Origin of the sequence: Lelliottia amnigena (genome assembly GCF_019047465.1) — a bacterium.
GTDB lineage: Bacteria > Pseudomonadota > Gammaproteobacteria > Enterobacterales > Enterobacteriaceae > Enterobacter > Enterobacter amnigenus.
Map to the genome: position 1 here is coordinate 1,811,427 of NZ_CP077236.1, position 25,482 is coordinate 1,836,908.

25 protein-coding genes are annotated in these 25,482 nt (G+C 52.6%); 18 read left to right on the plus strand and 7 right to left on the minus strand.

The annotated features are described in order from the left end of the window. Window positions 1-55 precede the first annotated feature (55 nt). The 10 genes from rsmG to I6L74_RS08500 all read left to right on the plus strand — a co-directional run bounded on the left by rsmG (window position 56) and on the right by I6L74_RS08500 (window position 8,171). A complete protein-coding gene (gene rsmG / locus I6L74_RS08455; RefSeq protein ID WP_059180679.1) occupies window positions 56-679 on the plus strand; it encodes a 16S rRNA (guanine(527)-N(7))-methyltransferase RsmG in 624 nt (207 codons plus the stop codon). 613 nt (window positions 680-1,292) lie between these two features. Beyond that, the gene (atpI, locus tag I6L74_RS08460) at window positions 1,293-1,673 is read left to right on the plus strand and encodes a F0F1 ATP synthase subunit I (protein ID WP_059180678.1); all 381 of its coding nucleotides are present in this window, start codon (window positions 1,293-1,295) and stop codon (window positions 1,671-1,673) included. 8 nt (window positions 1,674-1,681) lie between these two features. Then, window positions 1,682-2,497 carry a F0F1 ATP synthase subunit A gene (gene atpB, locus I6L74_RS08465; protein WP_015961083.1) on the plus strand — a complete coding sequence of 272 codons (816 nt, stop codon included), beginning with the start codon at window positions 1,682-1,684 and terminating at the stop codon, window positions 2,495-2,497. A 50-nt stretch (window positions 2,498-2,547) separates the two neighbouring features. Beyond that, window positions 2,548-2,787: a F0F1 ATP synthase subunit C gene (atpE, locus tag I6L74_RS08470; protein ID WP_000429386.1), complete on the plus strand. Its 240-nt coding sequence runs from the start codon at window positions 2,548-2,550 to the stop codon at window positions 2,785-2,787. 48 nt (window positions 2,788-2,835) lie between these two features. Beyond that, window positions 2,836-3,306 carry a F0F1 ATP synthase subunit B gene (gene atpF / locus I6L74_RS08475; RefSeq protein WP_015961084.1) on the plus strand — a complete coding sequence of 157 codons (471 nt, stop codon included), beginning with the start codon at window positions 2,836-2,838 and terminating at the stop codon, window positions 3,304-3,306. Between the two features lie 14 nt (window positions 3,307-3,320). Further along, window positions 3,321-3,854, plus strand: a complete 534-nt coding sequence (gene atpH / locus I6L74_RS08480) for a F0F1 ATP synthase subunit delta (protein ID WP_059180677.1) — start codon at window positions 3,321-3,323, stop codon at window positions 3,852-3,854. A 12-nt stretch (window positions 3,855-3,866) separates the two neighbouring features. Then, a complete protein-coding gene (atpA, locus tag I6L74_RS08485; protein WP_015961086.1) occupies window positions 3,867-5,408 on the plus strand; it encodes a F0F1 ATP synthase subunit alpha in 1,542 nt (513 codons plus the stop codon). Window positions 5,409-5,458: 50 nt separating this feature from the next. Continuing rightward, complete coding sequence (gene atpG, locus I6L74_RS08490; protein ID WP_059180676.1) at window positions 5,459-6,322, plus strand: F0F1 ATP synthase subunit gamma; 864 nt, start codon at window positions 5,459-5,461, stop codon at window positions 6,320-6,322. A gap of 26 nt (window positions 6,323-6,348) precedes the next feature. Beyond that, the gene (atpD, locus tag I6L74_RS08495) at window positions 6,349-7,731 is read left to right on the plus strand and encodes a F0F1 ATP synthase subunit beta (RefSeq protein ID WP_015961088.1); all 1,383 of its coding nucleotides are present in this window, start codon (window positions 6,349-6,351) and stop codon (window positions 7,729-7,731) included. Window positions 7,732-7,751: 20 nt separating this feature from the next. Then, window positions 7,752-8,171: a F0F1 ATP synthase subunit epsilon gene (locus I6L74_RS08500; protein WP_003023809.1), complete on the plus strand. Its 420-nt coding sequence runs from the start codon at window positions 7,752-7,754 to the stop codon at window positions 8,169-8,171. A gap of 180 nt (window positions 8,172-8,351) precedes the next feature. On the opposite strand, the gene I6L74_RS08505 is transcribed toward I6L74_RS08500, so the two are convergent. Beyond that, a complete protein-coding gene (locus I6L74_RS08505; RefSeq protein ID WP_164841599.1) occupies window positions 8,352-8,504 on the minus strand; it encodes a hypothetical protein in 153 nt (50 codons plus the stop codon). A 3-nt stretch (window positions 8,505-8,507) separates the two neighbouring features. Then, window positions 8,508-10,610: a right-handed parallel beta-helix repeat-containing protein gene (locus I6L74_RS08510; protein ID WP_059180675.1), complete on the minus strand. Its 2,103-nt coding sequence runs from the start codon at window positions 10,608-10,610 to the stop codon at window positions 8,508-8,510. A gap of 344 nt (window positions 10,611-10,954) precedes the next feature. Between I6L74_RS08510 and glmU the strand changes: the two genes are divergently transcribed. From glmU to phoU, 7 genes are all read left to right on the plus strand, one after another. Continuing rightward, a complete protein-coding gene (gene glmU, locus I6L74_RS08515; RefSeq protein WP_059180674.1) occupies window positions 10,955-12,325 on the plus strand; it encodes a bifunctional UDP-N-acetylglucosamine diphosphorylase/glucosamine-1-phosphate N-acetyltransferase GlmU in 1,371 nt (456 codons plus the stop codon). Between the two features lie 348 nt (window positions 12,326-12,673). Continuing rightward, the gene (gene glmS / locus I6L74_RS08520; RefSeq protein WP_059180673.1) at window positions 12,674-14,503 is read left to right on the plus strand and encodes a glutamine--fructose-6-phosphate transaminase (isomerizing); all 1,830 of its coding nucleotides are present in this window, start codon (window positions 12,674-12,676) and stop codon (window positions 14,501-14,503) included. Between the two features lie 320 nt (window positions 14,504-14,823). Then, the gene (pstS, locus tag I6L74_RS08525) at window positions 14,824-15,864 is read left to right on the plus strand and encodes a phosphate ABC transporter substrate-binding protein PstS (RefSeq protein ID WP_059180672.1); all 1,041 of its coding nucleotides are present in this window, start codon (window positions 14,824-14,826) and stop codon (window positions 15,862-15,864) included. A gap of 77 nt (window positions 15,865-15,941) precedes the next feature. Then, entirely contained in the window at window positions 15,942-16,901 is a 960-nt protein-coding gene (gene pstC, locus I6L74_RS08530) for a phosphate ABC transporter permease PstC (protein ID WP_059180671.1), read from the plus strand. Beyond that, complete coding sequence (pstA, locus tag I6L74_RS08535; protein ID WP_015961094.1) at window positions 16,901-17,791, plus strand: phosphate ABC transporter permease PstA; 891 nt, start codon at window positions 16,901-16,903, stop codon at window positions 17,789-17,791. The genes pstC and pstA overlap by 1 nt, the downstream gene beginning before the upstream one ends. A gap of 46 nt (window positions 17,792-17,837) precedes the next feature. Then, entirely contained in the window at window positions 17,838-18,611 is a 774-nt protein-coding gene (gene pstB / locus I6L74_RS08540) for a phosphate ABC transporter ATP-binding protein PstB (protein WP_015961095.1), read from the plus strand. 137 nt (window positions 18,612-18,748) lie between these two features. Next, window positions 18,749-19,474, plus strand: coding sequence for a phosphate signaling complex protein PhoU (phoU, locus tag I6L74_RS08545; protein WP_015961096.1), 726 nt, complete (start codon window positions 18,749-18,751; stop codon window positions 19,472-19,474). 112 nt (window positions 19,475-19,586) lie between these two features. Here the strand turns inward: phoU and yieH are convergent, their stop codons facing one another. Continuing rightward, window positions 19,587-20,252, minus strand: coding sequence for a 6-phosphogluconate phosphatase (gene yieH, locus I6L74_RS08550; protein WP_015961097.1), 666 nt, complete (start codon window positions 20,250-20,252; stop codon window positions 19,587-19,589). A gap of 167 nt (window positions 20,253-20,419) precedes the next feature. On the opposite strand from yieH, the gene I6L74_RS08555 reads away from it, so the two are divergent. Beyond that, on the plus strand, window positions 20,420-21,757 hold the full coding sequence (locus I6L74_RS08555; RefSeq protein WP_138108109.1) for an NCS2 family permease: 1,338 nt from the start codon (window positions 20,420-20,422) through the stop codon (window positions 21,755-21,757). 85 nt (window positions 21,758-21,842) lie between these two features. On the opposite strand, the gene I6L74_RS08560 is transcribed toward I6L74_RS08555, so the two are convergent. The 4 genes from I6L74_RS08560 to I6L74_RS08575 all read right to left on the minus strand — a co-directional run bounded on the left by I6L74_RS08560 (window position 21,843) and on the right by I6L74_RS08575 (window position 25,440). Continuing rightward, window positions 21,843-22,409: an NADPH-dependent FMN reductase gene (locus I6L74_RS08560; protein ID WP_059180669.1), complete on the minus strand. Its 567-nt coding sequence runs from the start codon at window positions 22,407-22,409 to the stop codon at window positions 21,843-21,845. Between the two features lie 35 nt (window positions 22,410-22,444). Then, window positions 22,445-23,191 carry a 4'-phosphopantetheinyl transferase family protein gene (locus I6L74_RS08565; protein WP_059180668.1) on the minus strand — a complete coding sequence of 249 codons (747 nt, stop codon included), beginning with the start codon at window positions 23,189-23,191 and terminating at the stop codon, window positions 22,445-22,447. 142 nt (window positions 23,192-23,333) lie between these two features. After that, window positions 23,334-24,296 (minus strand): HTH-type transcriptional regulator YidZ, encoded by a 963-nt coding sequence (yidZ, locus tag I6L74_RS08570; RefSeq protein ID WP_059180667.1) that lies wholly within the window; start codon window positions 24,294-24,296, stop codon window positions 23,334-23,336. Beyond that, window positions 24,265-25,440, minus strand: a complete 1,176-nt coding sequence (locus I6L74_RS08575; RefSeq protein ID WP_059180666.1) for an MFS transporter — start codon at window positions 25,438-25,440, stop codon at window positions 24,265-24,267. The genes yidZ and I6L74_RS08575 overlap by 32 nt, the downstream gene beginning before the upstream one ends. Between the last annotated feature and the right edge of the window lie 42 nt (window positions 25,441-25,482).

Genomic DNA, 25,482 nt, shown 5'->3' on the forward strand with positions numbered 1-25,482 from the left:
TTGCCCGGTCGCGTTGCGTTGGCCGGGCTAACAATCCTCTCTACAGGTATTCGCCGTGCTCAACAAACTCTCTCGTCTGCTGGAACAGGCCGGCATTTCGCTCACCGATCACCAGAAAAACCAGCTGGTGGCGTATGTCGATATGCTGAACAAATGGAATAAAGCGTATAACCTTACGTCAGTACGCGATCCTAACGAGATGCTGATTCGCCATATTCTCGATAGCATTGTGGTTGCGCCTCATCTGCGCGGCGAGCGCTTTATTGACGTCGGGACTGGTCCGGGGTTACCCGGTATTCCGCTGTCTATTGTGCGTCCTGAATGCCACTTCACCCTGCTGGACAGCCTTGGCAAGCGAGTACGTTTCCTGCGCCAGGTGCAGCATGAGCTGAAGCTTGAAAATATTGAGCCGGTGCAGAGCAGGGTAGAAGCGTTTCCTTCCGAGCCTCCATTTGATGGCGTGATCAGCCGTGCTTTTGCTTCCCTCAACGATATGGTGAGCTGGTGCAAACATTTACCCGCGCAGGATGGCCGTTTTTATGCGCTTAAAGGGTTGGTTCCTGACGATGAAATCGCCCAGCTACCTGCGGGTTATAGCGTAGAGTCCATTGCTAAGCTTCAGGTTCCGCAACTTGATGGTGAGCGTCATTTGGTGGTGATTAAACCAAATCATTTTTAAAAATGTATAAAAATGTGGAATTTGTGCTGTTCTTAGTGTGTTAAAAAACAGCACGGAAAAAAGATTCCCTTAAAGGCTGATTTAACCTGATTGTTACTTGGGGTTTTCCTGAAGTTAACGTAATCAGCGTTGTTCACCCAAAAGATAGTCAACCACGAAAATATAAGCCTGCGAAAAGTCGGATTGAGTAACGACACGTTGATGTTAAATTTTTATTAAGAATGTCAATGAAAGGTTTTTGTTGTAGATAGGGTTGTTTTGAGAAAAGTTGCGTTAATTAACCTTTAATATCATAAAGATGAAATAATCTGATTTATGGATTTGATTAATATGACCTTATCGTAAATGTATATTTTGTGATCTCGTGCACGCTTTATCATCAACGTTTCCGAGCTGTTTGCCGTTTTGCATCCTGGCTCACTCTTTGATGAAAAGTTAAAAAATAGCGGTGGTGAAAAATTTTTAAACATTTATTCACCTTTTCGCTACTTATTGTTTGAATTCACGGGGGCGCACCGTATAATTTGTCCGCTTTTTGCTGCTTGACTCTGAGCCTTAAAGAACGTTTTATACGACACGCGACGTACCTCGAAGGGAGCAGGAGTTTAACGTGATGTCTGTGTCGCTCTTGAGTAGAAACGTTGCACGTAAACTTCTGTTCATACAGTTTTTGGCCGTAGTAGCAAGTGGACTGCTGTTCAGCCTGAAAGACCCCTTCTGGGGCATCTCCGCTGTTTGTGGAGGTCTGGCAGTTGTTTTGCCTAACATGTTATTTATGATTTTTGCCTGGCGTCATCAGGCGCATACACCCGCCAAAGGCCGCGTGGCCTGGTCCTTCGCTCTTGGCGAAGTGTGTAAGGTGTTGCTGACCTTTGCCTTTTTGGTGGTGGCGCTGGCTGTTTTCAAAGTGGTATTTTTGCCGCTGATCGTGACGTGGGTTTTGGTGCTGGTGGTACAAGTTCTGGCACCAGCTGTAATCAACAACAAAGGGTAAAAGGCATCATGGCTTCAGAAAATATGACGCCGCAGGATTACATAGGTCATCATCTGACGAACCTTCAGATGGATCTGCGTACATTCTCGCTGGTGGATCCGCATAACCCCCCGGCCACCTTCTGGACGCTCAACATTGACTCCATGTTCTTCTCGGTGGTGTTGGGTCTGTTGTTCCTGGCCATGTTCCGTAGCGTTGCTAAAAAAGCGACCAGCGGCGTTCCAGGGAAATTCCAGACGGCAATTGAATTAGTCATCGGCTTTGTTCATGGCAGCGTCAAAGACATGTATCACGGTAAGAGCAAGCTGATTGCTCCACTGGCGTTGACTGTCTTCGTCTGGGTCTTCCTGATGAACCTGATGGACCTTCTGCCTATCGACCTGCTGCCATACATCGGTGAGCATGTCTTCGGCCTGCCTGCACTGCGTGTGGTTCCGTCTGCTGACGTGAACATCACCCTGTCCATGGCGCTGGGCGTATTCATCCTGATTCTTTTCTACAGTATCAAAATGAAAGGCGTAAGCGGCTTCGTGAAAGAGCTTACCTTGCAGCCGTTCAACCACTGGGCGTTTATTCCGGTCAACCTGATCCTGGAAGGCGTGAGCCTGCTGTCCAAACCGGTTTCTCTCGGTCTGCGACTGTTCGGCAACATGTATGCGGGTGAGCTGATTTTCATTCTGATCGCGGGTCTTCTGCCGTGGTGGTCACAGTGGATTCTGAATGTGCCATGGGCCATTTTCCACATCCTGATCATTACGCTGCAAGCCTTTATCTTCATGGTTCTGACGATCGTCTATCTGTCGATGGCGTCTGAAGAGCACTGATTTTTTACCAACACTACTACGTTTTTTTTTGAAACAAACTGGAGACTGTCATGGAAAACCTGAATATGGATCTGCTGTACATGGCTGCCGCTGTGATGATGGGTCTGGCGGCTATCGGTGCTGCGATCGGTATCGGCATCCTCGGGGGCAAATTCCTGGAAGGCGCAGCGCGTCAACCGGATCTGATTCCTCTGCTGCGTACTCAGTTCTTTATCGTTATGGGTCTGGTGGATGCAATCCCAATGATCGCTGTAGGTCTGGGTCTGTACGTGATGTTTGCTGTCGCGTAGTAGTAGTTCGAAAAACCTAAGCCACAGAAATTTAAGAGGTATTGTGCTGTGAACATGAACGCAACAATCCTCGGCCAGGCCATCGCGTTTATTCTCTTTGTCTGGTTCTGCATGAAGTATGTATGGCCGCCTTTAATGGCTGCCATCGAAAAACGTCAGAAAGAAATTGCTGACGGTTTGGCTTCTGCAGAGCGCGCTAAGAAAGATTTGGACCTTGCACAGGCCAACGCGACAGACCAGCTGAAAAAAGCGAAAGCAGAAGCTCAGGTCATCATTGAACAGGCTAACAAACGCCGTTCACAGATCCTGGACGAAGCAAAAGCTGAAGCAGAACAGGAACGCACTAAGATCGTTGCACAGGCGCAGGCTGAAATTGATGCTGAGCGTAAACGTGCACGTGAAGAACTGCGTAAGCAGGTTGCGATTCTGGCTGTTGCTGGCGCCGAGAAGATCATCGAACGTTCCGTGGATGAAGCTGCTAACAGCGACATCGTGGACAAACTTGTCGCTGAACTGTAAGGAGGGAGGGGCTGATGTCTGAATTTGTTACGGTAGCTCGCCCCTACGCCAAAGCAGCTTTTGACTTTGCTGTCGAACACCAAAATGTCGATCGCTGGCAGGATATGCTGGCGTTTGCCGCTGAGGTAACGAAAAACGAGCAAATGGCTGAGATGCTTTCAGGTGCTTTAGCACCAGAAACGCTTGCTGCGTCGTTTATCGCCGTTTGTGGCGAGCAGCTGGACGCCAGCGGCCAGAACCTGATTAAGGTTATGGCTGAAAATGGTCGTCTACGCGTGCTCCCGGATGTTCTTGAGCAGTTCGAGCACTTACGTGCTCTCAGTGAAGCTACCGCCGAAGTTGAAGTAACCTCGGCGAACGAACTGAGTGAAGAACAGCTTGCGAAGATCACCGCCGCGATGGAAAAACGTCTGTCACGCAAAGTTAAGCTGAATTGCAAAATCGATAAGTCTGTAATGGCAGGCGTAATCATCCGAGCGGGTGATATGGTCATTGATGGTAGCGTACGCGGCCGTCTTGAACGCCTTGCAGACGTCTTGCAGTCTTAAGGGGACTGGAGCATGCAACTGAATTCCACCGAAATCAGCGAACTGATCAAGCAGCGCATTGCTCAGTTTAGTGTTGTGAGCGAAGCTCATAACGAAGGTACTATTGTTTCTGTAAGTGACGGTGTTATCCGCATCCACGGCCTGGCCGATTGTATGCAGGGTGAGATGATTTCCCTGCCGGGTAACCGTTACGCAATCGCACTGAACCTGGAGCGCGACTCCGTAGGTGCAGTTGTGATGGGCCCGTACGCTGACCTTGCCGAAGGCATGAAAGTCAAATGTACTGGTCGTATTCTGGAAGTACCGGTCGGCCGTGGCCTGCTGGGTCGCGTGGTGAACACCCTGGGTGCACCAATCGACGGTAAAGGCCCGGTTGATAACGATGGCTTCTCGCCAATCGAAGTTATCGCACCAGGCGTTATCGAACGTCAGTCCGTTGATCAGCCAGTGCAGACTGGTTATAAATCCGTTGATGCCATGATCCCAATCGGTCGTGGTCAGCGTGAACTGATCATCGGCGACCGTCAGACCGGTAAAACCGCGATGGCAATCGATGCGATCATCAACCAGCGCGACTCCGGTATCAAATGTGTGTACGTGGCTATCGGCCAGAAAGCGTCCACCATTTCTAACGTGGTTCGTAAACTGGAAGAGCACGGCGCGCTGTCTAACACCATCGTTGTGGTTGCGACCGCTTCTGAATCCGCTGCACTGCAATACCTGGCGCCTTATGCCGGTTGCGCAATGGGCGAATACTTCCGTGACCGCGGTGAAGATGCGTTGATCGTATACGATGACCTGTCTAAACAGGCTGTTGCTTACCGTCAGGTTTCCCTGCTGCTGCGCCGTCCACCAGGACGTGAAGCATTCCCGGGCGACGTGTTTTATCTCCACTCCCGTCTGCTTGAGCGCGCATCCCGCGTAAACGCGGAATACGTTGAGAACTTCACGAAAGGTGAAGTAAAAGGTAAAACCGGTTCTCTGACTGCTCTGCCGATTATCGAAACCCAAGCGGGTGACGTTTCTGCGTTCGTTCCAACCAACGTTATTTCGATTACCGATGGTCAGATCTTCCTGGAAACCAACCTGTTTAACTCCGGTATTCGTCCTGCAGTTAACCCAGGTATCTCCGTATCCCGTGTTGGTGGTGCTGCTCAGACCAAGATCATCAAGAAACTGTCCGGTGGTATTCGTACCGCGCTGGCACAGTATCGTGAACTGGCGGCGTTCTCGCAGTTCGCGTCCGATCTGGACGAAGCAACCCGTAAACAGCTGAGCCACGGTCAGAAAGTGACCGAACTCCTGAAGCAGAAACAGTATGCCCCAATGTCTGTTGCACAACAGGGCCTGGTGCTGTTCGCGGCTGAACGCGGTTACCTCGAAGATGTGGAACTGGCGAAAATCGGTAGCTTCGAAGCCGCTCTGCTGGCTTACGTTGACCGTGATCACGCTCCGCTGATGCAAGAGATCAACCAGTCCGGTGGCTATAACGACGAAATCGAAGGCAAGCTGAAAAGCATCCTCGATTCCTTCAAAGCAACCCAGTCCTGGTAACGTCCGGCGGTCTGTCTTAGGGCAGACCGCAAGGCATTGAGGAGAAGCTCATGGCCGGCGCAAAAGAGATACGTAGTAAGATCGCAAGCGTCCAGAACACGCAGAAGATCACTAAAGCGATGGAGATGGTCGCCGCTTCCAAAATGCGTAAATCGCAGGATCGCATGGCGTCCAGCCGTCCTTATGCAGATACCATGCGCAAAGTGATTGGTCACCTTGCAAACGGTAATCTGGAATACAAGCATCCTTACCTGGAAGAACGCGACGTTAAACGCGTGGGCTACCTGGTGGTGTCTACCGACCGTGGTCTGTGCGGTGGCTTGAACATTAACCTGTTCAAAAAACTGCTGGCGGATATGAAAGTCTGGTCTGATAAAGGCGTTCAGAGCGATATCGCGATGATCGGCTCTAAAGGCGTCTCTTTCTTTAATTCCGTAGGCGGCAATATTGTCGCTCAGGTGACGGGCATGGGTGATAACCCATCCCTGTCCGAGCTGATTGGCCCGGTTAAAGTGATGTTGCAGGCCTATGATGAAGGCCGTCTGGACAGACTTTACGTTGTCAGCAACAAATTTATTAACACCATGTCTCAGGTTCCGACCCTCACTCAGCTGCTGCCTTTACCGGCATCAGAAGATAAAGAGCTGAAGCAGAAAGCCTGGGATTACCTGTATGAACCCGATCCGAAACCGCTGCTGGATACCCTGCTGCGTCGTTACGTTGAATCTCAGGTTTATCAGGGCGTGGTAGAAAACCTGGCCAGCGAGCAGGCCGCACGTATGGTGGCGATGAAAGCCGCGACCGACAATGGCGGCAGCCTGATTAAAGAGCTGCAGTTGGTATACAACAAAGCTCGTCAGGCCAGCATTACTCAGGAACTCACCGAAATCGTCGGTGGTGCATCCGCGGTATAACCAGGTTAATTCGTAGAGGATTCAAGATGGCTACTGGAAAAATTGTCCAGGTAATCGGCGCCGTGGTTGACGTCGAATTCCCTCAGGATGCCGTACCGCGCGTGTACGATGCTCTTGAGGTACAGAATGGTAACGAGAGTCTGGTGCTGGAAGTTCAGCAGCAGCTCGGTGGTGGTATCGTACGTACTATCGCCATGGGTTCTTCCGACGGTCTGCGTCGTGGTCTGGCTGTTAAAGATCTCGAACACCCGATCGAAGTCCCGGTAGGTAAAGCAACACTGGGTCGTATCATGAACGTTTTGGGTCAACCAATCGACATGAAAGGCGACATCGGTGAAGAAGACCGTTGGGCAATCCACCGTGCAGCACCTTCCTATGAAGAGCTGTCTAGCTCTCAGGAACTGCTGGAAACCGGCATCAAAGTTATCGACCTGATGTGTCCGTTCGCTAAGGGCGGTAAAGTTGGTCTGTTCGGCGGTGCGGGCGTGGGTAAAACTGTAAACATGATGGAGCTGATCCGTAACATCGCGATCGAGCACTCCGGTTACTCCGTGTTTGCAGGCGTGGGTGAGCGTACTCGTGAGGGTAACGACTTCTACCACGAAATGACCGATTCCAACGTTCTGGATAAAGTATCCCTGGTTTATGGCCAGATGAACGAGCCACCAGGAAACCGTCTGCGCGTTGCGCTGACCGGTCTGACTATGGCTGAGAAGTTCCGTGACGAAGGTCGTGACGTACTGCTGTTCGTAGATAACATCTACCGTTACACCCTGGCCGGTACTGAAGTATCTGCGCTGCTGGGCCGTATGCCTTCAGCGGTAGGTTACCAGCCGACCCTGGCGGAAGAGATGGGCGTTCTGCAGGAACGTATCACTTCTACCAAAACCGGTTCTATCACCTCCGTTCAGGCTGTATACGTCCCTGCGGATGACTTGACTGACCCATCTCCAGCCACCACCTTTGCTCACTTAGATGCAACCGTGGTACTGAGCCGTCAGATCGCGTCTCTGGGTATCTACCCAGCCGTTGACCCGCTGGACTCCACCAGCCGTCAGCTGGATCCACTGGTTGTTGGTCAGGAACACTACGACACCGCGCGTGGCGTACAGTCCCTGCTGCAACGTTACCAGGAACTGAAAGACATCATCGCCATCCTGGGTATGGATGAGCTGTCTGAAGAAGATAAACTGGTGGTAGCTCGCGCACGTAAGATTCAGCGCTTCCTGTCCCAGCCGTTCTTCGTAGCGGAAGTATTCACCGGTTCCCCTGGTAAATACGTTTCCCTGAAAGACACCATCCGTGGCTTTAAAGGCATCATGGAAGGCGAATACGATCACCTGCCGGAGCAGGCGTTCTACATGGTTGGTTCCATCGACGAAGCCGTGGAAAAAGCCAAAAAACTTTAACGCCTTAATCGGAGGGTGATATGGCAATGACTTACCACCTGGACGTCGTCAGCGCAGAGCAACAAATGTTCTCTGGTCTGGTCGAGAAAATCCAGGTAACGGGTAGTGAAGGTGAACTGGGTATTTTCCCAGGACACGCGCCGCTGCTCACCGCCATTAAGCCTGGTATGATCCGCATCGTAAAACAGTTCGGTCATGAAGAGTTTATCTATCTGTCCGGCGGCATTCTTGAAGTGCAGCCTGGCAGTGTGACCGTTCTTGCTGATACCGCTATTCGTGGCCAGGATCTCGACGAAGCGCGAGCTCTGGAAGCGAAGCGTAAAGCAGAAGAGCATATTAAGAGCTCTCATGGCGACGTGGATTACGCACAGGCGTCTGCTGAACTGGCCAAAGCGATCGCGAAATTACGCGTTATCGAGTTGACTAAAAAAGCGATGTAACACCGGCTTGAAAAGTACAAAAGCCAGTCTGGTTTCAGACTGGCTTTTTTTATGCTTGCGTTTCAGGATAATTGAAACTGAAAAGGCGTTTTATTATTTTGTGATGTATCTCACAAAAATCTTGATCGGTTAAATTTTGAGGTGTAGACTTGTTTTTGTGATGTGTGTCACATAATTAATTCAGATTAAAAACAGGATGCCAACATGAAACTGATCAACAAAATCATCGCCCTTTTCAGCAGCATGAATATCTCTTTCGGGACTTTCAACCTGTAATACCGCTGATATGCAATGTGGCGCTGTGCTTACAGTGGTTCGATAAGCAAGCGCCATCTGCTACAACTTCAGCTCAGCTAACGTGGCTTTTTCGTCTAATACCTTCCCCTCGCTATTCACGCTTTTCCCTTTCTGCATAAAGTAATTCGTCTTATCAACGTTACCGACGACGGCGTCGTCATAGCGTCCAGGCTGCGTGCGTACTGACTTATTACCGGAGAAAATGCCCTGTGTAGAGGGATCGCCGTACGGGCTTGGTCGGAAGATAAAGTTAAAGCGCTGGTTGTCCACCGCCACATTATTTTCGACAACCAGTTGGCCTGGGTTGAAGTTATCGGTAAAACCATCCAGATGATTTCCCACCGCCTTACTGTTACGCACTTCATGCGCGACGGGTTGCCCTTCACCGCCGAGTTTAAAACCGTTGCTGGTGTTGTTGCGTGCAATGGAATTCTCGATCACCACAACGCCGTTGGCACCATCTTCAATCTTATTGAACAGATCAAAGCCGTCGTCGATATTGTCATGAGAAATGCAGTTTTCCAGGCGATTACCCTCACCGACGCGCATCTTCACCGCAAATCCATCGGCGTTAATTTTGCCAGGATCTTCATTGGAATAGGATTCGGCGTTGATCACCCGGTTATAGCTTGCCCACAGCGGGCGGCCTACGTTATCCGGGGATGAAATCTGAATGCCGGTATCGTCATTGCGATAAGCCGTCACATCTTCAATCAGATTATGACTGCCCTGAACGCGCAGGCTTTTCCCGGTAACGTCAATTCCGTTGATGTGCCAATAGCTGGCATCCACCAGCAACCCCTGAATCACCACTCTCCCATCCGCTTGCAGCGTTTTGATGTTGTCCGCGCTGCCGCTGGACGAAACCGGGATTTCGCTGCGCGGATAATCACCTTTCGCCATGATGATTTTGCCGCCAGGCGCCAGCAGGCTAATAGCAGTCGTTAAATCCATCGGTGAAGCGACCGTTCCCTGACCCTCCGCTTTCCCTTCCGGGGAAACGTGCAAGGTCGTTGCCGTGATACCTGCCACTTTTTCGACGGTGAATTTCTGCTGCACAGGCTCACCGCTGGCAGGCGTAAACGTTAAGTCAAAGGCGTTGTTATCACTCAGTTTCGCAGGCACGGAATACATTTCACCCGCTTTAACGGATTTATCATTGCCGATCACCACTTCGTTTTGGCGAAGACGGAAGACGCCATCGTAGTTGGCGCGCGCTTGTACCTGATAATCTTCAGAGGTGCTCTTGCCTGGCGAGGCGATCTGCACAACAGGTGGTAATGCTTTTGGTTGCCAGGGCTTGCTGGCAACCGTTTCTGCCACAGATGTTGTCAGAGCCGCATCGGTCACGGTGATTTTTGCGTTACGGGAAGCAAAGAACCCAACGTAATAGCGATCCTGATTTTGTACCGAAATTAAATTGGCACGGGGAACGCTTTGGCTGACCCACGCGTCACTCCCAGCGGGGGCCCACGCGGTGACAAACCCTTCGTTCGTTCTTTGCAGCTTAAGCCGAAATTCAGGCGTCTGGCTTAAATCCACTTCTTCTTTGTAGCTCTGTTTTTTTATCGCCGCGCCTGCGTTGCCCCACGGACGGGAAACACCTTCACGCGTGATTACTTGCATTTTTACCCGCTGATGGTCCTTTTTATCCTGCGTCATAATGGCATTCATCACCAGATTCGACGCTGCAGGAAACTCTTCGTAGCCCTCTTTCAGCGGTTGCTGACGCGGCACGCCGATCACATCACGCACTAACAGACCTGCGCCTTCCTGCGCTGCTGGCTTAGCCCCATTCTCCGGACCAAACTGATCGACCCTGACGGTCGCTTCTAAAATAAAATTCTCGCGGGTTGGAAGCTCGGTATAGAAAAACGTCAATCCGTCGTGCGAATTGGCGATTTTGCCTCCCCGGCTTTCAATCGTGATGGGTTTGGAGAGATCAACCGCGTCTTGTGGCGTCAGTTTTTTTCCATCTATAGTGACGTCGTTGACACCGATTTTCTCGGGCAACACGTTTGATGAGAAATTCACGTCTGTCGATTGGCCAAACGCAATGGCTTTCCAGACGTGATTCTGTTCTGCTGCGTTGACAATAAAGGAGCTACACATCATTAGGGCCAGAGGTATTTTATAATTCATCTTATTCTCCTGATTGATATTTGAGCGCCATTATCATCAAGATGAAACGTCGTTTCTTTTTTGGTTGTCACAATATTGGATAATTAAAACGTTGTTTTGCTTTGAGGCGATCTTTATTCATGAGGCGAAAAAATAGCTAACCTGTTGTAGGCGCTCGCGACTTCCCACTAGAAAGCTATTTTCAGGATGAAAAGTGATTTACTCTGCCCTTAAAAGTATCTTCAAATAGCCATTAATGCCGGATGTTGAGCGTTTTACCAGCAGCCCATTTTATGCTGCAAAATATGTAGAATTTTCAACGTCAAAGGGTTCTACTTCTCACTCAAATTACAGTCAGGACGCGTATGTTGAACAATACAATGAGCGTGGTCATCCTTGCCGCAGGCAAAGGCACCCGCATGTATTCCGATCTTCCTAAGGTGTTGCACACGTTGGCAGGAAAGCCGATGGTGCAGCATGTCATTGATGCTGCAAATGAATTGGGCGCGAGCAATGTTCACCTGGTCTACGGACACGGCGGTGATTTGCTTAAAAAGACGCTGGGCGATGAGAATCTCAACTGGGTGCTTCAGGCTGAACAGTTGGGTACCGGCCATGCTATGCAGCAGGCCGCGCCATTCTTTGCAGACGACGAAGACATTCTGATGCTCTACGGCGACGTTCCGCTGATTGCTGTTGAAACCTTAACGCGTCTGCGTGAAGCCAAACCACAGGGTGGCATCGGTTTACTCACTGTAAAACTGGACGACCCGACGGGCTATGGCCGTATCACCCGTGAAAACGGCAAGGTGACGGGCATTGTCGAGCATAAAGACGCCTCCGACGAGCAACGCCAGATTCAGGAAATTAATACCGGCATTCTGATCGCCAACGGCGCGGATCTGAAACGCTGGTTGTCAAAACTGAACAACAACAATGCGCAGGGTGAATACTACATCACCGATATCATCGCAATGGCGCATCACGAAGGCCATGAAATTATAGCCGTTCATCCGACGCGGATCAGCGAAACTGACGGCGTAAACAACCGTCTTCAGCTTTCCCGTCTGGAGCGTATCTATCAGGCTGAGCAGGCGGAAAAACTGCTGCTTGCGGGTGTGATGCTGCGCGATCCGGCGCGTTTCGACCTGCGCGGTACGCTTGCTCACGGGCGTGATGTCGAAATTGACACTAACGTTATTATTGAAGGCCAAGTGACGCTGGGTCATCGCGTTAAAATCGGTACCGGATGTGTCATCAAAAACAGCGTCATTGGTGACGATTGCGAGATTAGCCCGTACAGCGTGGTGGAAGATGCACGTCTTGAAGCCGCCTGTACTATTGGTCCGTTCGCGCGTCTGCGTCCAGGTGCTGAACTGCTGGAAGGTGCGCACGTTGGCAACTTTGTTGAGATGAAAAAGGCCCGTCTGGGTAAAGGCTCGAAAGCCGGTCATCTGACCTATCTCGGCGATGCGGAAATTGGCGATAACGTGAATATCGGTGCGGGTACGATTACCTGTAACTACGATGGTGCCAATAAATTCAAAACCATTATCGGCGATGATGTGTTCGTCGGTTCTGACAGCCAGCTGGTGGCGCCAGTCACAATCGGTAAAGGCGTTACGATTGCGGCGGGCACGACCGTTACGCGTGATGTGGCGGAAAATGAGCTCGTTCTCAGCCGTGTGCCGCAGGTTCACAAGCAAGGCTGGCAGCGTCCGGTAAAGAAAAAATAACTGACCTCACCTGAACCGTCCTCCCATCGAGGATCGTTCGGTGCAGTGTTTTCTCCCTCGCCCCAAAGGGGCGAGGGTCGGGATGAGGGGATAACATAATCCTCCGCCCAAAATGCAGTAACCAAAAATATAGCCCCACTCTCTACAAGGCTCGGGGCGCCCGGAAACGGGCATACTCAAAGGATTTCGCGTTGTGACAAGGCGGCAATTGTGAGAGTCCATGGGAGCTTACTTAAGTAAGTGACCGTGGCGAGCACGTGCAGCCAACGCAGTCGCAGCGTGAAAGACGAAGAGTAATACAGATCAGCGGCAACGCATGGCATAACGCCATAATCAGGAAATCTAACTATGTGTGGAATTGTTGGCGCAGTTGCGCAGCGTGATATTGCTGAAATCCTTATCGAAGGATTACGTCGTCTGGAATACCGTGGTTACGACTCTGCCGGTCTGGCAGTGGTGGATGCAGCAGGGCACATGACCCGCCTGCGCCGCCTCGGTAAAGTGCAAATGCTGGCGCAAGCCGCGGAAGAAACACCGCTGCATGGCGGCACCGGTATTGCACATACGCGCTGGGCGACGCACGGCGAACCCTCAGAAGGTAACGCACACCCGCATGTGTCTGAACACATCGTCGTGGTGCATAACGGCATTATCGAAAACCACGAACCGCTGCGCGAGGAACTCAAAGCGCGGGGGTATACCTTCGTTTCTGAAACTGATACCGAAGTTATTGCTCACCTGGTTCACTGGGAACTGGAGCAAGGCGGTACGCTGCGTGAAGCGGTGCTGCGTGCGATCCCTCAACTGCGCGGTGCATACGGTACGGTGATCATGGATTCTCGCGATCCAAGCACCCTGCTGGCTGCCCGTTCCGGTAGCCCGATGGTCATCGGCATGGGTATGGGCGAAAACTTTATCGCCTCCGATCAGCTGGCTCTGCTGCCGGTCACCCGTCGCTTTATCTTCCTGGAAGAGGGTGATATCGCCGAAGTGACGCGCCGTAGCGTTACGGTCTTTGATAAATCTGGCGCAGAGGTGAAGCGTCAGGAGATCGAATCCAGCCTGCAGTACGACGCGGGTGACAAAGGCACTTATCGTCACTACATGCAGAAAGAGATTTACGAGCAGCCGAACGCGATCAAAAACACGTTGATCGGGCGCATCAATCACGGCGAAGTGGATCTGAGTGAGCTGGGCGCAAACGCGAATGAGATGCTGGCGAAAGTGGAGCATATTCAGATCGTTGCCTGCGGAACGTCTTACAACTCCGGCATGGTTTCGCGTTACTGGTTTGAAGCGCTGGCTGGCGTGCCGTGCGATGTGGAAATCGCCTCTGAATTCCGCTATCGCAAATCAGCGGTGCGTCGCAACAGCCTGATGATCACCCTTTCCCAGTCCGGTGAAACGGCGGATACCCTGGCAGCACTGCGTTTGTCAAAAGAGCTGGGATATCTCGGTTCTCTGGCGATCTGTAACGTGCCGGGCTCTTCGCTGGTGCGTGAGTCCGATCTGGCGCTGATGACCAAAGCGGGGACGGAAATCGGTGTGGCGTCGACCAAAGCGTTCACCACCCAGCTGACCGTTCTGCTGATGCTGGTGGCGAAACTGGCGCGTCTGAAAGGCCAGGATGCGTCGATTGAGCACGATATCGTTCATGGTTTGCAGGCGCTGCCGAGCCGTATCGAGCAGATGCTGTCTCAGGACAAACGCATTGAAGCGCTGGCGGAAGATTTCTCTGATAAACACCACGCGCTGTTCCTGGGCCGTGGCGATCAGTATCCGATTGCGCTGGAAGGCGCGCTGAAGCTGAAAGAGATCTCCTATATCCACGCCGAAGCCTACGCGGCAGGTGAGCTGAAACATGGCCCACTGGCGCTGATTGACGCGGACATGCCGGTTATCGTCGTTGCGCCGAACAACGAACTGTTGGAAAAACTGAAATCCAACATTGAAGAAGTGCGCGCCCGTGGTGGTCAGCTGTACGTCTTTGCCGATCAGGATGCCGGTTTTGTTAGCAACGACAACATGCACATCATCGAGATGCCGCATGTGGAAGAGGTGATTGCACCGATCTTCTATACCGTTCCGCTGCAACTGTTGGCTTATCACGTCGCGCTGATTAAAGGCACTGACGTTGACCAACCGCGTAACTTGGCGAAGTCAGTTACCGTAGAATAATCCCTTCAGGCTCCACCTTCGGGTGGAGCTTTTCTCTTTCCTGCTGGTTTGTTTTTAATCAATCCCTTCTCTCTTTGTTGATGACAATCTGTCATTTTCAGCTACTTTTTCAGTGTCACACAAATAAAATTTTTCTGAAAACAGAGTGTCATAAACATATCTAACCTTCTGTTTATTAATGCTTATTTCGCGAGTTTTTAAGTTAAACTTTTCATGTCATAAAACTGTCATATTTCGTACATTTATCTGTCACCTGATTGTCCTATTTTGCTCATCGTAGCCACTAAACAACGATTTACGAAATCCTTGCAGGAGACATTATGAAAGTTATGCGTACCACTGTCGCAACTGTTGTCGCCGCGACCTTATCTATGAGCGCGTTCTCTGTATTCGCAGAAGCAAGCCTGACTGGCGCTGGTGCAACTTTCCCTGCGCCGGTGTATGCCAAATGGGCAGATACCTACCAGAAAGAGACCGGTAACAAGGTTAACTATCAGGGTATCGGCTCCTCCGGTGGCGTTAAACAAATTACGGCTAATACCGTCGATTTCGGTGCATCTGACGCGCCATTGTCTGATGACAAACTGGCTCAGGAAGGTCTTTTCCAGTTCCCAACCGTTATCGGTGGTGTTGTGCTGGCCGTGAATATCCCGGGTCTGAAATCTGGCGAACTGGTACTGGATGGCAAAACACTTGGCGATATCTACCTCGGCAAAATCAAAAAATGGGATGATGAAGCCATCACCAAACTGAACCCAGGCGTGAAACTGCCTTCGCAGAACATCGCTGTGGTTCGTCGTGCTGACGGTTCCGGTACGTCCTTCGTCTTCACCAGCTACCTGGCGAAAGTGAACGAAGAGTGGAAATCCAAAATCGGTTCTGGCTCTACTGTTAACTGGCCGACCGGTCTGGGCGGTAAAGGTAACGACGGTATCGCCGCGTTCGTACAGCGTCTGCCGGGTTCAATCGGTTACGTTGAATACGCTTACGCCAAGCAAAACAACCTGGCTTACACCAAGCTGATTTCAGCTGACGGTAAACCGGTTAGCCCGACCGAAGAAAACTTCGCAAATGCCGCGAAAGGCGCTGACTGGAGCAAATCCTTCGCACAGGATCTGACGAACCAGAAAGGTGACGGCGCGTGGCCAATCACGTCCACCACGTTCATCCTGGTGCACAAAGATCAGAAGAAACCTGAGCAGGGCGCTGAAGTGCTGAAGTTCTTCGACTGGGCATACAAAAACGGTGGCAAACAGGCTAACGACCTGGATTACGCAAGCCTGCCGGACAGCGTGGTTGAGCAGATTCGTGCTGCATGGAAAACAAACGTGAAAGACAGCAGCGGTAAAGCATTGTATTGATTTGGCATACTGACGAAAATGGCGGGTGAATTTCACCCGCTTTACTTCGTAAAACGTATTTAACAGAAGAGTAATTTATGGCTGCAACCAAGCCTGCTTTTAACCCTCCGGGTAAAAATGGTGACAAGATTTTCAGCGCGCTGGTAAAACTGGCTGCGCTGATTGTGCTATTGCTGCTGGGCGGCATTATCGTGTCACTGATTTTCTCCTCCTGGCCGAGCATCCAGAAATTCGGGTTCGCCTTCCTGTGGACCAAAGAGTGGGATGCACCGAACGATATTTACGGTGCACTGGTGCCGATTTACGGCACGCTGGTGACCTCGTTTATCGCCCTGCTGATTGCCGTTCCGGTGAGCTTTGGTATCGCGCTGTTCCTGACGGAGCTGGCCCCTAACTGGCTCAGGCGTCCGCTGGGCATCGCGATTGAACTGCTGGCGGCGATTCCGAGTATCGTTTACGGCATGTGGGGCCTGTTTATCTTTGCTCCGCTGTTTGCGAAATACTTCCAGGAACCGGTGGGCAATGTCCTGTCGAATATTCCTTTTGTTGGCGCGCTGTTCTCCGGCCCGGCGTTCGGGATCGGTATTCTGGCCGCAGGCGTGATTCTCGCCATCATGATTATCCCGTACATTGCGGCGGTCATGCGCGATGTGTTTGAGCAAACGCCGGTGATGATGAAAGAGTCGGCCTACGGTATCGGCTGCACCACCTGGGAAGTTATCTGGCGCATCGTCCTGCCGTTCACCAAAAATGGTGTTATCGGCGGCGTCATGCTGGGTCTGGGTCGTGCGCTGGGTGAAACCATGGCGGTGACCTTTATCATCGGTAACACCTACCAGCTCGACAGCGCCTCGCTGTTTATGCCGGGTAACAGTATTACCTCCGCGCTGGCAAATGAATTTGCCGAGGCGGAATCCGGTCTGCATGTGGCGGCGTTGATGGAACTGGGTCTGATTCTGTTCGTTATCACCTTCATCGTTCTGGCGATCTCCAAGCTGATGATCATGCGCCTGGCGAAAAATGAGGGGGCACGCTAATGGCTACGCTCGAAATGCAAAGCACCACTGCGCTGGCAGAATCTCGCCGCAAAATGCAGGCGCGCCGTCGCTTCAAAAATCGCCTTGCGCTGACACTTTCCATGGCGACGATGGCGTTTGGCCTGTTCTGGTTAGTGTGGATCCTGTTCTCGACGATCACGCGCGGCATCGACGGGATGTCGATTGCGCTGTTCACCGAGATGACGCCGCCGCCAAATACGGCGGGTGGCGGGCTGGCAAACGCCCTGGCAGGCAGTGGCCTGCTGATCTTCTGGGCGACCGTTGTCGGAACGCCTCTCGGCATCATGGCGGGGATTTATCTGGCGGAATATGGCCGTAAATCCTGGGTCGCTGAGGTGATTCGTTTCATCAACGATATTCTGCTTTCCGCGCCGTCTATTGTGGTTGGCCTGTTCGTCTACACCATTGTGGTCGCGCAGATGGAGCACTTCTCAGGCTGGGCGGGCGTGATTGCGCTGGCGCTGCTGCAAGTGCCTATCGTTATCCGTACTACCGAGAACATGTTGAAGCTGGTGCCGGACAGCCTGCGTGAAGCGGCTTATGCGCTGGGTACACCGAAATGGAAGATGATTTCCGCGATTACGCTGAAAGCGTCAGTCTCCGGAATCATGACCGGCATCCTGCTGGCGATTGCGCGTATCGCAGGCGAAACCGCGCCGCTGCTGTTTACCGCGCTTTCGAACCAGTTCTGGAGCACCGACATGATGCAGCCCATCGCTAACCTGCCGGTCACCATCTTTAAATTTGCGATGAGCCCGTTTGCCGAGTGGCAACAACTGGCCTGGGCAGGGGTGTTAATTATCACTCTGTGCGTACTGTTGCTGAACATTCTGGCGCGCGTCATTTTCGCGAAACAGAAACACGGTTAATTTTTACGGCGCGGCATCACGCGGCGCCGAATGAGGAAATGAGTCAATGAGTATGGTTGATACTGCACCGGGTAAGATTCAGGTTCGTGATTTGAACTTCTACTACGGTAAATTCCATGCACTGAAAAACATCAACCTGGATATCGCCAAAAACCAGGTGACGGCATTTATCGGTCCATCAGGCTGTGGCAAATCCACCCTGCTGCGTACCTTTAACAAAATGTACTCGCTCTATCCGGAGCAGCGTGCGGAAGGCGAAATCCTGCTGGATGGCGACAATATTCTCACCAATACCCAGGATATCGCGCTGCTGCGTGCCAAAGTGGGCATGGTATTCCAGAAACCGACGCCGTTCCCGATGTCCATTTACGACAACATCGCCTTTGGCGTGCGTCTGTTCGAAAAGCTGTCTCGCGCCGATATGGACGAGCGCGTGCAGTGGGCGTTGACCAAGGCCGCACTCTGGAACGAAACCAAAGATAAGTTGCACCAGAGCGGATATTCTCTCTCTGGGGGCCAGCAGCAGCGTCTGTGCATCGCGCGCGGTATCGCGATTCGCCCGGAAGTGCTACTGCTCGATGAGCCATGTTCAGCGCTGGATCCGATCTCAACGGGCCGTATTGAAGAGCTGATCACCGAGCTGAAGCAAGATTACACCGTGGTGATTGTCACCCATAACATGCAGCAGGCCGCGCGTTGTTCAGACCATACGGCGTTTATGTACCTGGGCGAATTGATTGAGTTTAGCAACACGGACGATCTGTTCACCAAGCCCGCCAAAAAACAAACAGAAGACTACATTACCGGTCGTTACGGCTGATATGTCCTTCATCTTTTAGGCTGTACCCGCGTTGGCGGCCTTTGCTTACTCCGGTCACGTAGAGAACTACGCTTTCGGGGATTTGCTCAGTTGCCGCCCTGTTGCAGCCAGAAATATTTTGGGCATCTGGAGGAATGATGGACAATCTCAACCTTAATAAACACATTTCCGGTCAGTTTAACGCCGAGCTGGAAAGCATTCGCACTCAGGTCATGACCATGGGTGGCATGGTGGAGCAGCAGCTTTCTGATGCGATTACCGCGATGCACAATCAGGACAGCGAGCTGGCGAAGCGCGTGGTGGAAGGCGACAAAAACGTCAACATGATGGAAGTCGCGATCGACGAAGCCTGCGTGCGCATTATTGCGAAGCGTCAGCCGACGGCGAGCGACCTGCGTCTGGTAATGGCGATCATCAAAACCATCGCGGAACTGGAACGTATTGGCGATGTAGCCGATAAAATCTGCCGCACGGCGCTGGAGAAATTCTCTCACCAGCACCAGCCGCTGCTGGTCAGCCTGGAGTCGCTGGGCCGCCACACTGTGCAAATGCTGCATGATGTGCTGGATGCCTTTGCGCGTATGGATCTGGATGAAGCGGTGCGTATCTACCGTGAAGACAAGAAGGTCGACCAGGAATATGAAGGCATTGTGCGTCAGCTGATGACCTACATGATGGAAGATCCGCGCACCATTCCAAGCGTCCTGACCGCGCTGTTCTGCGCCCGCTCTATCGAGCGTATCGGCGATCGTTGTCAGAACATTTGCGAATACATCTTCTACTTCGTGAAGGGACAAGATTTCCGTCACGTCGGGGGCGATGAGCTGGACAAACTGCTGGCGGGTAGCGATCCGAAAGAGTGATGTTGACCTAACCCTCTCCCACCGGGAGAGGGAAGGTTTCGCGATGTTCCCTCAATCACTGAGCGTTTCGCTTTTCTCCCTCTCCTGTGGAAGAAGAGGGGGGAGGGGAAACTTAGCGGGTAATCTTCCACCCGCGCGCTTTCCACAATTCCGGCAGTTGCGCTAAATCGGTAAAGGTCGTGACTTTCGGATGGTCAATCGGCTTGTTATGCGGATCGGCGCAGAAGTAAAACACCTCCATTCCCGCATCAATCCCCGACTGCGCGCCCGCGCTGGAATCGTCCACCAGAATACAGTTCTCCACGTTCACGTTCATCGCTTTCGCCGCATGGAACATCAACGCAGGATCGGGCTTCCAGCGCTGGATATCGTAACCGCTGAACAGTTTTTCCGGGAAGTGATGCAACATCTTCAGTTTGCCGAGAGAGTGCTGCATTTTGGTGACCGGGCCGTTTGACACTACGCACATCGGTACCGCCATGGAATCCAGCAGCGCGTTTGCGCCCGCGATGACGTCCAGTTCCGAGTCGAAGAGGCGTGCGACCTCGGCGCGGTAAACAGGCTCTAAGTCCGCTTTCGCAAGACTGACGCCGTGCTCGGCGTTGATGATGTCAATAATCTCGTAAAGCTTCACGCCTTTAAAGCGCTTAAAAATCTCTTCGAGATCGAGCGTAATGCCAAATTCCTGGAACATGCTGACATACGCGCGGGAACAAATGACCTCACTGTCGACCAGCGTACCGTCGCAGTCGAAAAATACCGCTTCAATCTCAGACATGCTTTTCCCTTTTAACAAGTTTAACGTTTACGTACTGCAGAATCACGAGACGCAATCGTTGCCGTATAAGCAAAATCAATGAAAAAAAGTATCTCGTAACCGCCCTTATTGTCGCATTTTGGTATAGGATAGCGACGAATTTTCCCTCCTATGTTCGGAAATTGATGATGAGTCAACAACACACTACCCAGACGTCTGGTCAGGGTTTGCTTGAGCGCGTGTTCAAATTGCGCGAGCACGGCACGACGGCACGCACCGAAGTGATCGCTGGTTTCACCACCTTCCTGACGATGGTGTATATCGTTTTTGTTAACCCGCAAATTTTGGGCGTTGCTGGCATGGATACCAGCGCCGTCTTCGTCACCACCTGTCTGATTGCTGCTCTCGGCAGTATTCTGATGGGCGTGTTTGCTAACCTCCCGGTGGCGTTGGCGCCGGCGATGGGTCTTAACGCCTTCTTTGCCTTTGTTGTCGTGCAGGCGATGGGGCTGCCGTGGCAAGTGGGGATGGGCGCCATCTTCTGGGGCGCTGTCGGCCTGTTGCTGCTGACCATTTTCCGCGTGCGTTACTGGATGATTGCCAATATCCCGGTGAGCCTGCGCGTGGGGATCACCAGCGGGATCGGCCTGTTCATCGGCATGATGGGGCTGAAAAACGCGGGCGTTATTGTCGCGAACCCAGAAACCCTGGTGAGCATTGGCAATCTGACGTCTCACAGCGTTCTGCTGGGCGTGCTGGGCTTCTTTATCATCGCGATTCTGGCCTCCCGCAATATTCATGCGGCAGTGCTGGTGTCTATCGTGGTGACGACGCTGCTGGGTTGGATGATGGGCGACGTGCAGTATCACGGCATCGTCTCCGCGCCACCGAGCGTGTCTAGCGTGATTGGTCACGTTGATCTGGCGGGGTCGTTTAACCTGGGCCTTGCGGGCGTGATTTTCTCCTTCATGCTGGTCAACCTGTTCGACTCCTCCGGGACGCTGATCGGCGTGACCGACAAAGCCGGTCTGGCAGATGAGAACGGCAAATTCCCGCGCATGAAGCAGGCGCTGTTTGTTGATAGCGTGTCGTCTGTCGCGGGCTCATTTATCGGTACGTCGTCTGTTACCGCTTATATTGAGTCGTCGTCCGGCGTTTCCGTCGGTGGCCGTACCGGTCTGACGGCCGTTGTGGTTGGCCTTCTGTTCCTGCTGGTGATCTTCCTTTCGCCGCTAGCGGGGATGGTTCCACCGTATGCGGCCGCAGGCGCGCTGATTTATGTGGGCGTGCTGATGACGTCTAGCCTGTCGCGTGTGAAGTGGGAAGATTTAACCGAAGCGGTTCCGGCGTTTATTACTGCCGTGATGATGCCGTTTAGCTTCTCGATCACCGAAGGTATCGCGCTGGGCTTCATCTCTTACTGCGTGATGAAAATCGGTACCGGTCGTTTCCGCGAGCTCAGCCCATGCGTTGTTGTCGTGGCGCTGCTGTTTGTGCTGAAGATTGTGTTTATCGATGCACACTAAGTTGCCAGTGGTGTCAGGTGGCGCTTTGCTTTCCTGACCTACGATCTGAGTTCCCTCTCCCGGTGGGAGAGGGTTCGCACTTCTCTTATGCTTTAACCCGCTGAATATAATCCCCAAACGCGGTCAGCTGACCGGTCAGATGATCCAGCGTGCTTTGATCGACCACTTCGCCCGTTTGCGTATCCACTTTATTCTGAATCACACCGCCCATAAATTCCGGCTTGTTCATCACCATCGCATCCAGGAACACCAGGATTTGGCGCAGATGATACTGACAGCGTGCGCCGCCAATCGCGCCCATTGAGCTGGTCTGAATCAGCACCGGTTTACCGGCAAGCGGCTGATTGGGTAAGCGTGACAGCCAGTCGATCGCATTCTTCAACCCACCCGGCACCGAGTAGTTATATTCCGGTGTGACAATCACTACGCCGTCCGCCTGGCGGATTTGCTCTGCAAGCGCTTCCACGCTGTGCGGGAAACCCTCTTCCTGCTGAACATCGGCGTCATACAGTGGAATATCACCAATGGAGGGTAATGCCGACACGTCCATTCCCGCAGGGGCAATCTTGGGTAGCGTGCGGGCAACCATCCCATTAAATGAGCCTTTACGCAGGCTTCCCAGTAACGTAACAACTTTCAACGTATCAGACATGATTACTCCTTTTCGCCATGATGGCCCAGGACGGGTCAATTGAGGGTTAACGCTTTTTCTGTCGGTAAGCTGATTAATCTTATCAGGCGTGCTGCGGGTTTGTTAGCGCGAGCCGGAACATCAGGCAGGCTACGCCACCCGTATCGACTGTCAAATTCCCAGATTCTCAGGCGCTCAATGGCAGGCGTCACGGCAATGGACCAGATCAAAACGTCTTCCGCGTCGCTAAGCGCTTCAACGCGTGCCGCTTTGGCGGAACGCAGGCGGCCTGAACCCGGCAGGAGCTGCAACAAGCTCGCATCATCGACCGCGCAACCGGAGAGTTTTTGGATGCTCTGACGGAGCGTAATCAGCTGCGCTTTGGCTTCGTTGGGATCGTTTTGATTGCGCACCCACAGCTTTTCATTGCTGGAGAGCGGGTAATCGTCGTGCGCGTGGGGACCGTGGAAGCTATGCGTGACGCGCTGAAGTTCCATATCCAGCCCACAATCTCCCTCCGTCGTCAGCGCCACACCCACGATATTCCCCGTATACGCCACCGAAAAACTCGGGAGTTCAGGATCCGCAAAAACGGGGCGGCCTTCGGGCTGCGTAAGCATTTCGGGGAGTTCGCTCGTGCCATAAAGCATAAACATCAGCTCGGCGAGTAGCGCACGGGAGGCCAGGAATCGCGTGCGTCGATGTTCCGGTAGCGTACGTGCCTGATTGTGGCAGGCCGAAGAGAGCCTGACGGAGGCAAGTCGTCCTTCTGTCAGTATCCCTCTTGCAAAATGCGTTGCCATTTTTCGCTCCATGATAATGGTCAGTGACAGGTTAAACGGTTACACCATTATCGCTTAACTTTGCATCTGTTTTAATCGGTAAATGAGGGTATGAGAAGCCAATGAACCGAACTTTACATTTGCAGGGGCAAAAAAGAGATCCTTAGCGCAGTGAATCGCAATACAACGCCTTGATTGTCTCTTTCAACCAGACAAGTTTGGGGTTGTGACTATTCCGTTTATGCCAGATCAGCGTGAAGGGGACGGTGAGTTTTTCAGACAGCGCTTCGTCAATGGGGATTGGGCGGCTGACCAGATTGCGCTGGTGGATCTGGTTATAGTGATGGCAATAGTGCGGCGCGGTCGCAATGTAGTTGTGGTGAGGTTGCGCGGCCATAAACATCGACTGCTCAAAACCCGGCAGACTGAGAGCAATGTTGCGCTCGTGTCCCATCTCTCTGAGCACTTCGTCCAGCGCCCAGGTGTCGCTGCGTTCCCAGAAGATGCTGATGTGCGGATAACGCAGAAACGTCTCCAGATTCCACTCTTCCTGGAGCGCGGGGTGATCTTCGCGCAAATAGACGCAGGGACGGTCGCTAAACAGGATTTCGTAGTCGATAAACCACGGCATCAGTTTCAGGAGTTCGCGCGAGCGTGGGTGCGTTTCGCGTCCGGTAAAGCCGAGATCGACTTCCCCTCGCGTAATGGCGTCCAGCGAATCGTAATCCCAGTGCCGCATACGCACGGTCGCCTGCGGATAGCGCTCATTCACCTGCTCCAGCAAAGTGTTAAAACGGATCAGCATCAGCGGCGTTTCCGCCGCCAGTTCGAATTTCAGTCCGCCCGGCGAATCGTGATGGAATTTATCGAGGATCTGATTGCCAATCTGCATCCAGTCCGTGAGGTCTTGCTCAAGACTGACCGTCAGCGGTGTCGGGAGCAGGCCCAGCGGCGTTTTGACAAACAGCGGGTCGTCAAACCAGTCGCGCAGTTTCGCCAGCGATTTACTGACCGCCGACGGCGTGACGTTCATGCGCTTTGCCGCTTTGGTGACGCTGCGCTCCTGCAGTAACAGCTGCAGGCACAGTAACAGGTTAAGATCGAGACTGCTGAGGGGCTTCTTCATAATGCGCCGCGGGCTGTATCGCCATAAGTAACAGGATACACAGCATGCTACAGCCAATCAGAATCCCGATCAGCATATTCAGGGCATTAAGGCCGATCACCGCAGCGAGCCATATCCACAGGGATGACCCGCACACCTGTGCTATACCCAGCGCGGAACTGGCGACGCCCGCCCGCAATGAGAACGGCCCTAACGCCTGGCTCATCGCCACGCCAAACCCCACGGAGAAACCGGCGCAAATCAGCGTAATGCCTCCCAGCATGAGGGTATGTGAGCTTGCGGTCGCCAGGATCACGCCTGCGGCCAGGAACAACACCTGAGAAGTGAGCATCAGCGTACGCTGGCTGAAGACGTTGAGTGCAAAGGGTGTAGAAAACGACACCGCCATGCTGACCATCGCCGTCAGCGCCATCACCGTTGAATATTCGCCCCGATCAAACCCCATCGTTTCCATTAGCAATACCGGGGAAACGTTTACAAAGGTGAGAATGACGGCCACGCTCATCGTCGTGACTAACAGGCGGCTGATGAAAAAGCGGTTGAGCAGCGTTTCGGCGGGTTGGATCGTTGCGGAATGCCCGGAATGATGCGAGCCGGGGTGCGTCTCTTTTAGCACGGTGATCGACAGAATAAAGACCAACGCGCCCATGGCGGCCATCGTCCAGAACAGGCTCTGCCACGGCAGCTTGAGCATAATCAGATAGCCGACAACCGGCGCAAGCACTGGAATAATACAGGTGATACCGTTCAGCATGGAAAGCACTTTGGCGCGACGCTGAGCGCTGAGGGTATCGCGTAAAATCGCAAATGCCACCACGTAGCAACCGCCCGCGCCGATGCCCTGGATAAAACGGCCAGAGAGGAACAGCGTGCTGTCCTGCGCCATTGAGCAGAGTACGGAAGCCAAAGCAAAGATTACTGCGCCGGTAATGGCGACGGGCTGTCGTCCGGCTTTGTCGGCGATCTTACCGGCAAATAACATCGACGATGCCATACCCGCCAGATAGGCTGAAAACGCGATATGTAATTGCGCTTCGCTTGCCCCCAGGTCTCGCGCGATATGCGGAAGGCCAACCAGATACATATCGATGCCTGATGGATAAAGTAGAACTAAAGCAAAACTACAAAACAGAAAACGCGCCATAAATCCCCCATGTCAGGCAGGCGCAAAGCATAGGGGGATTAC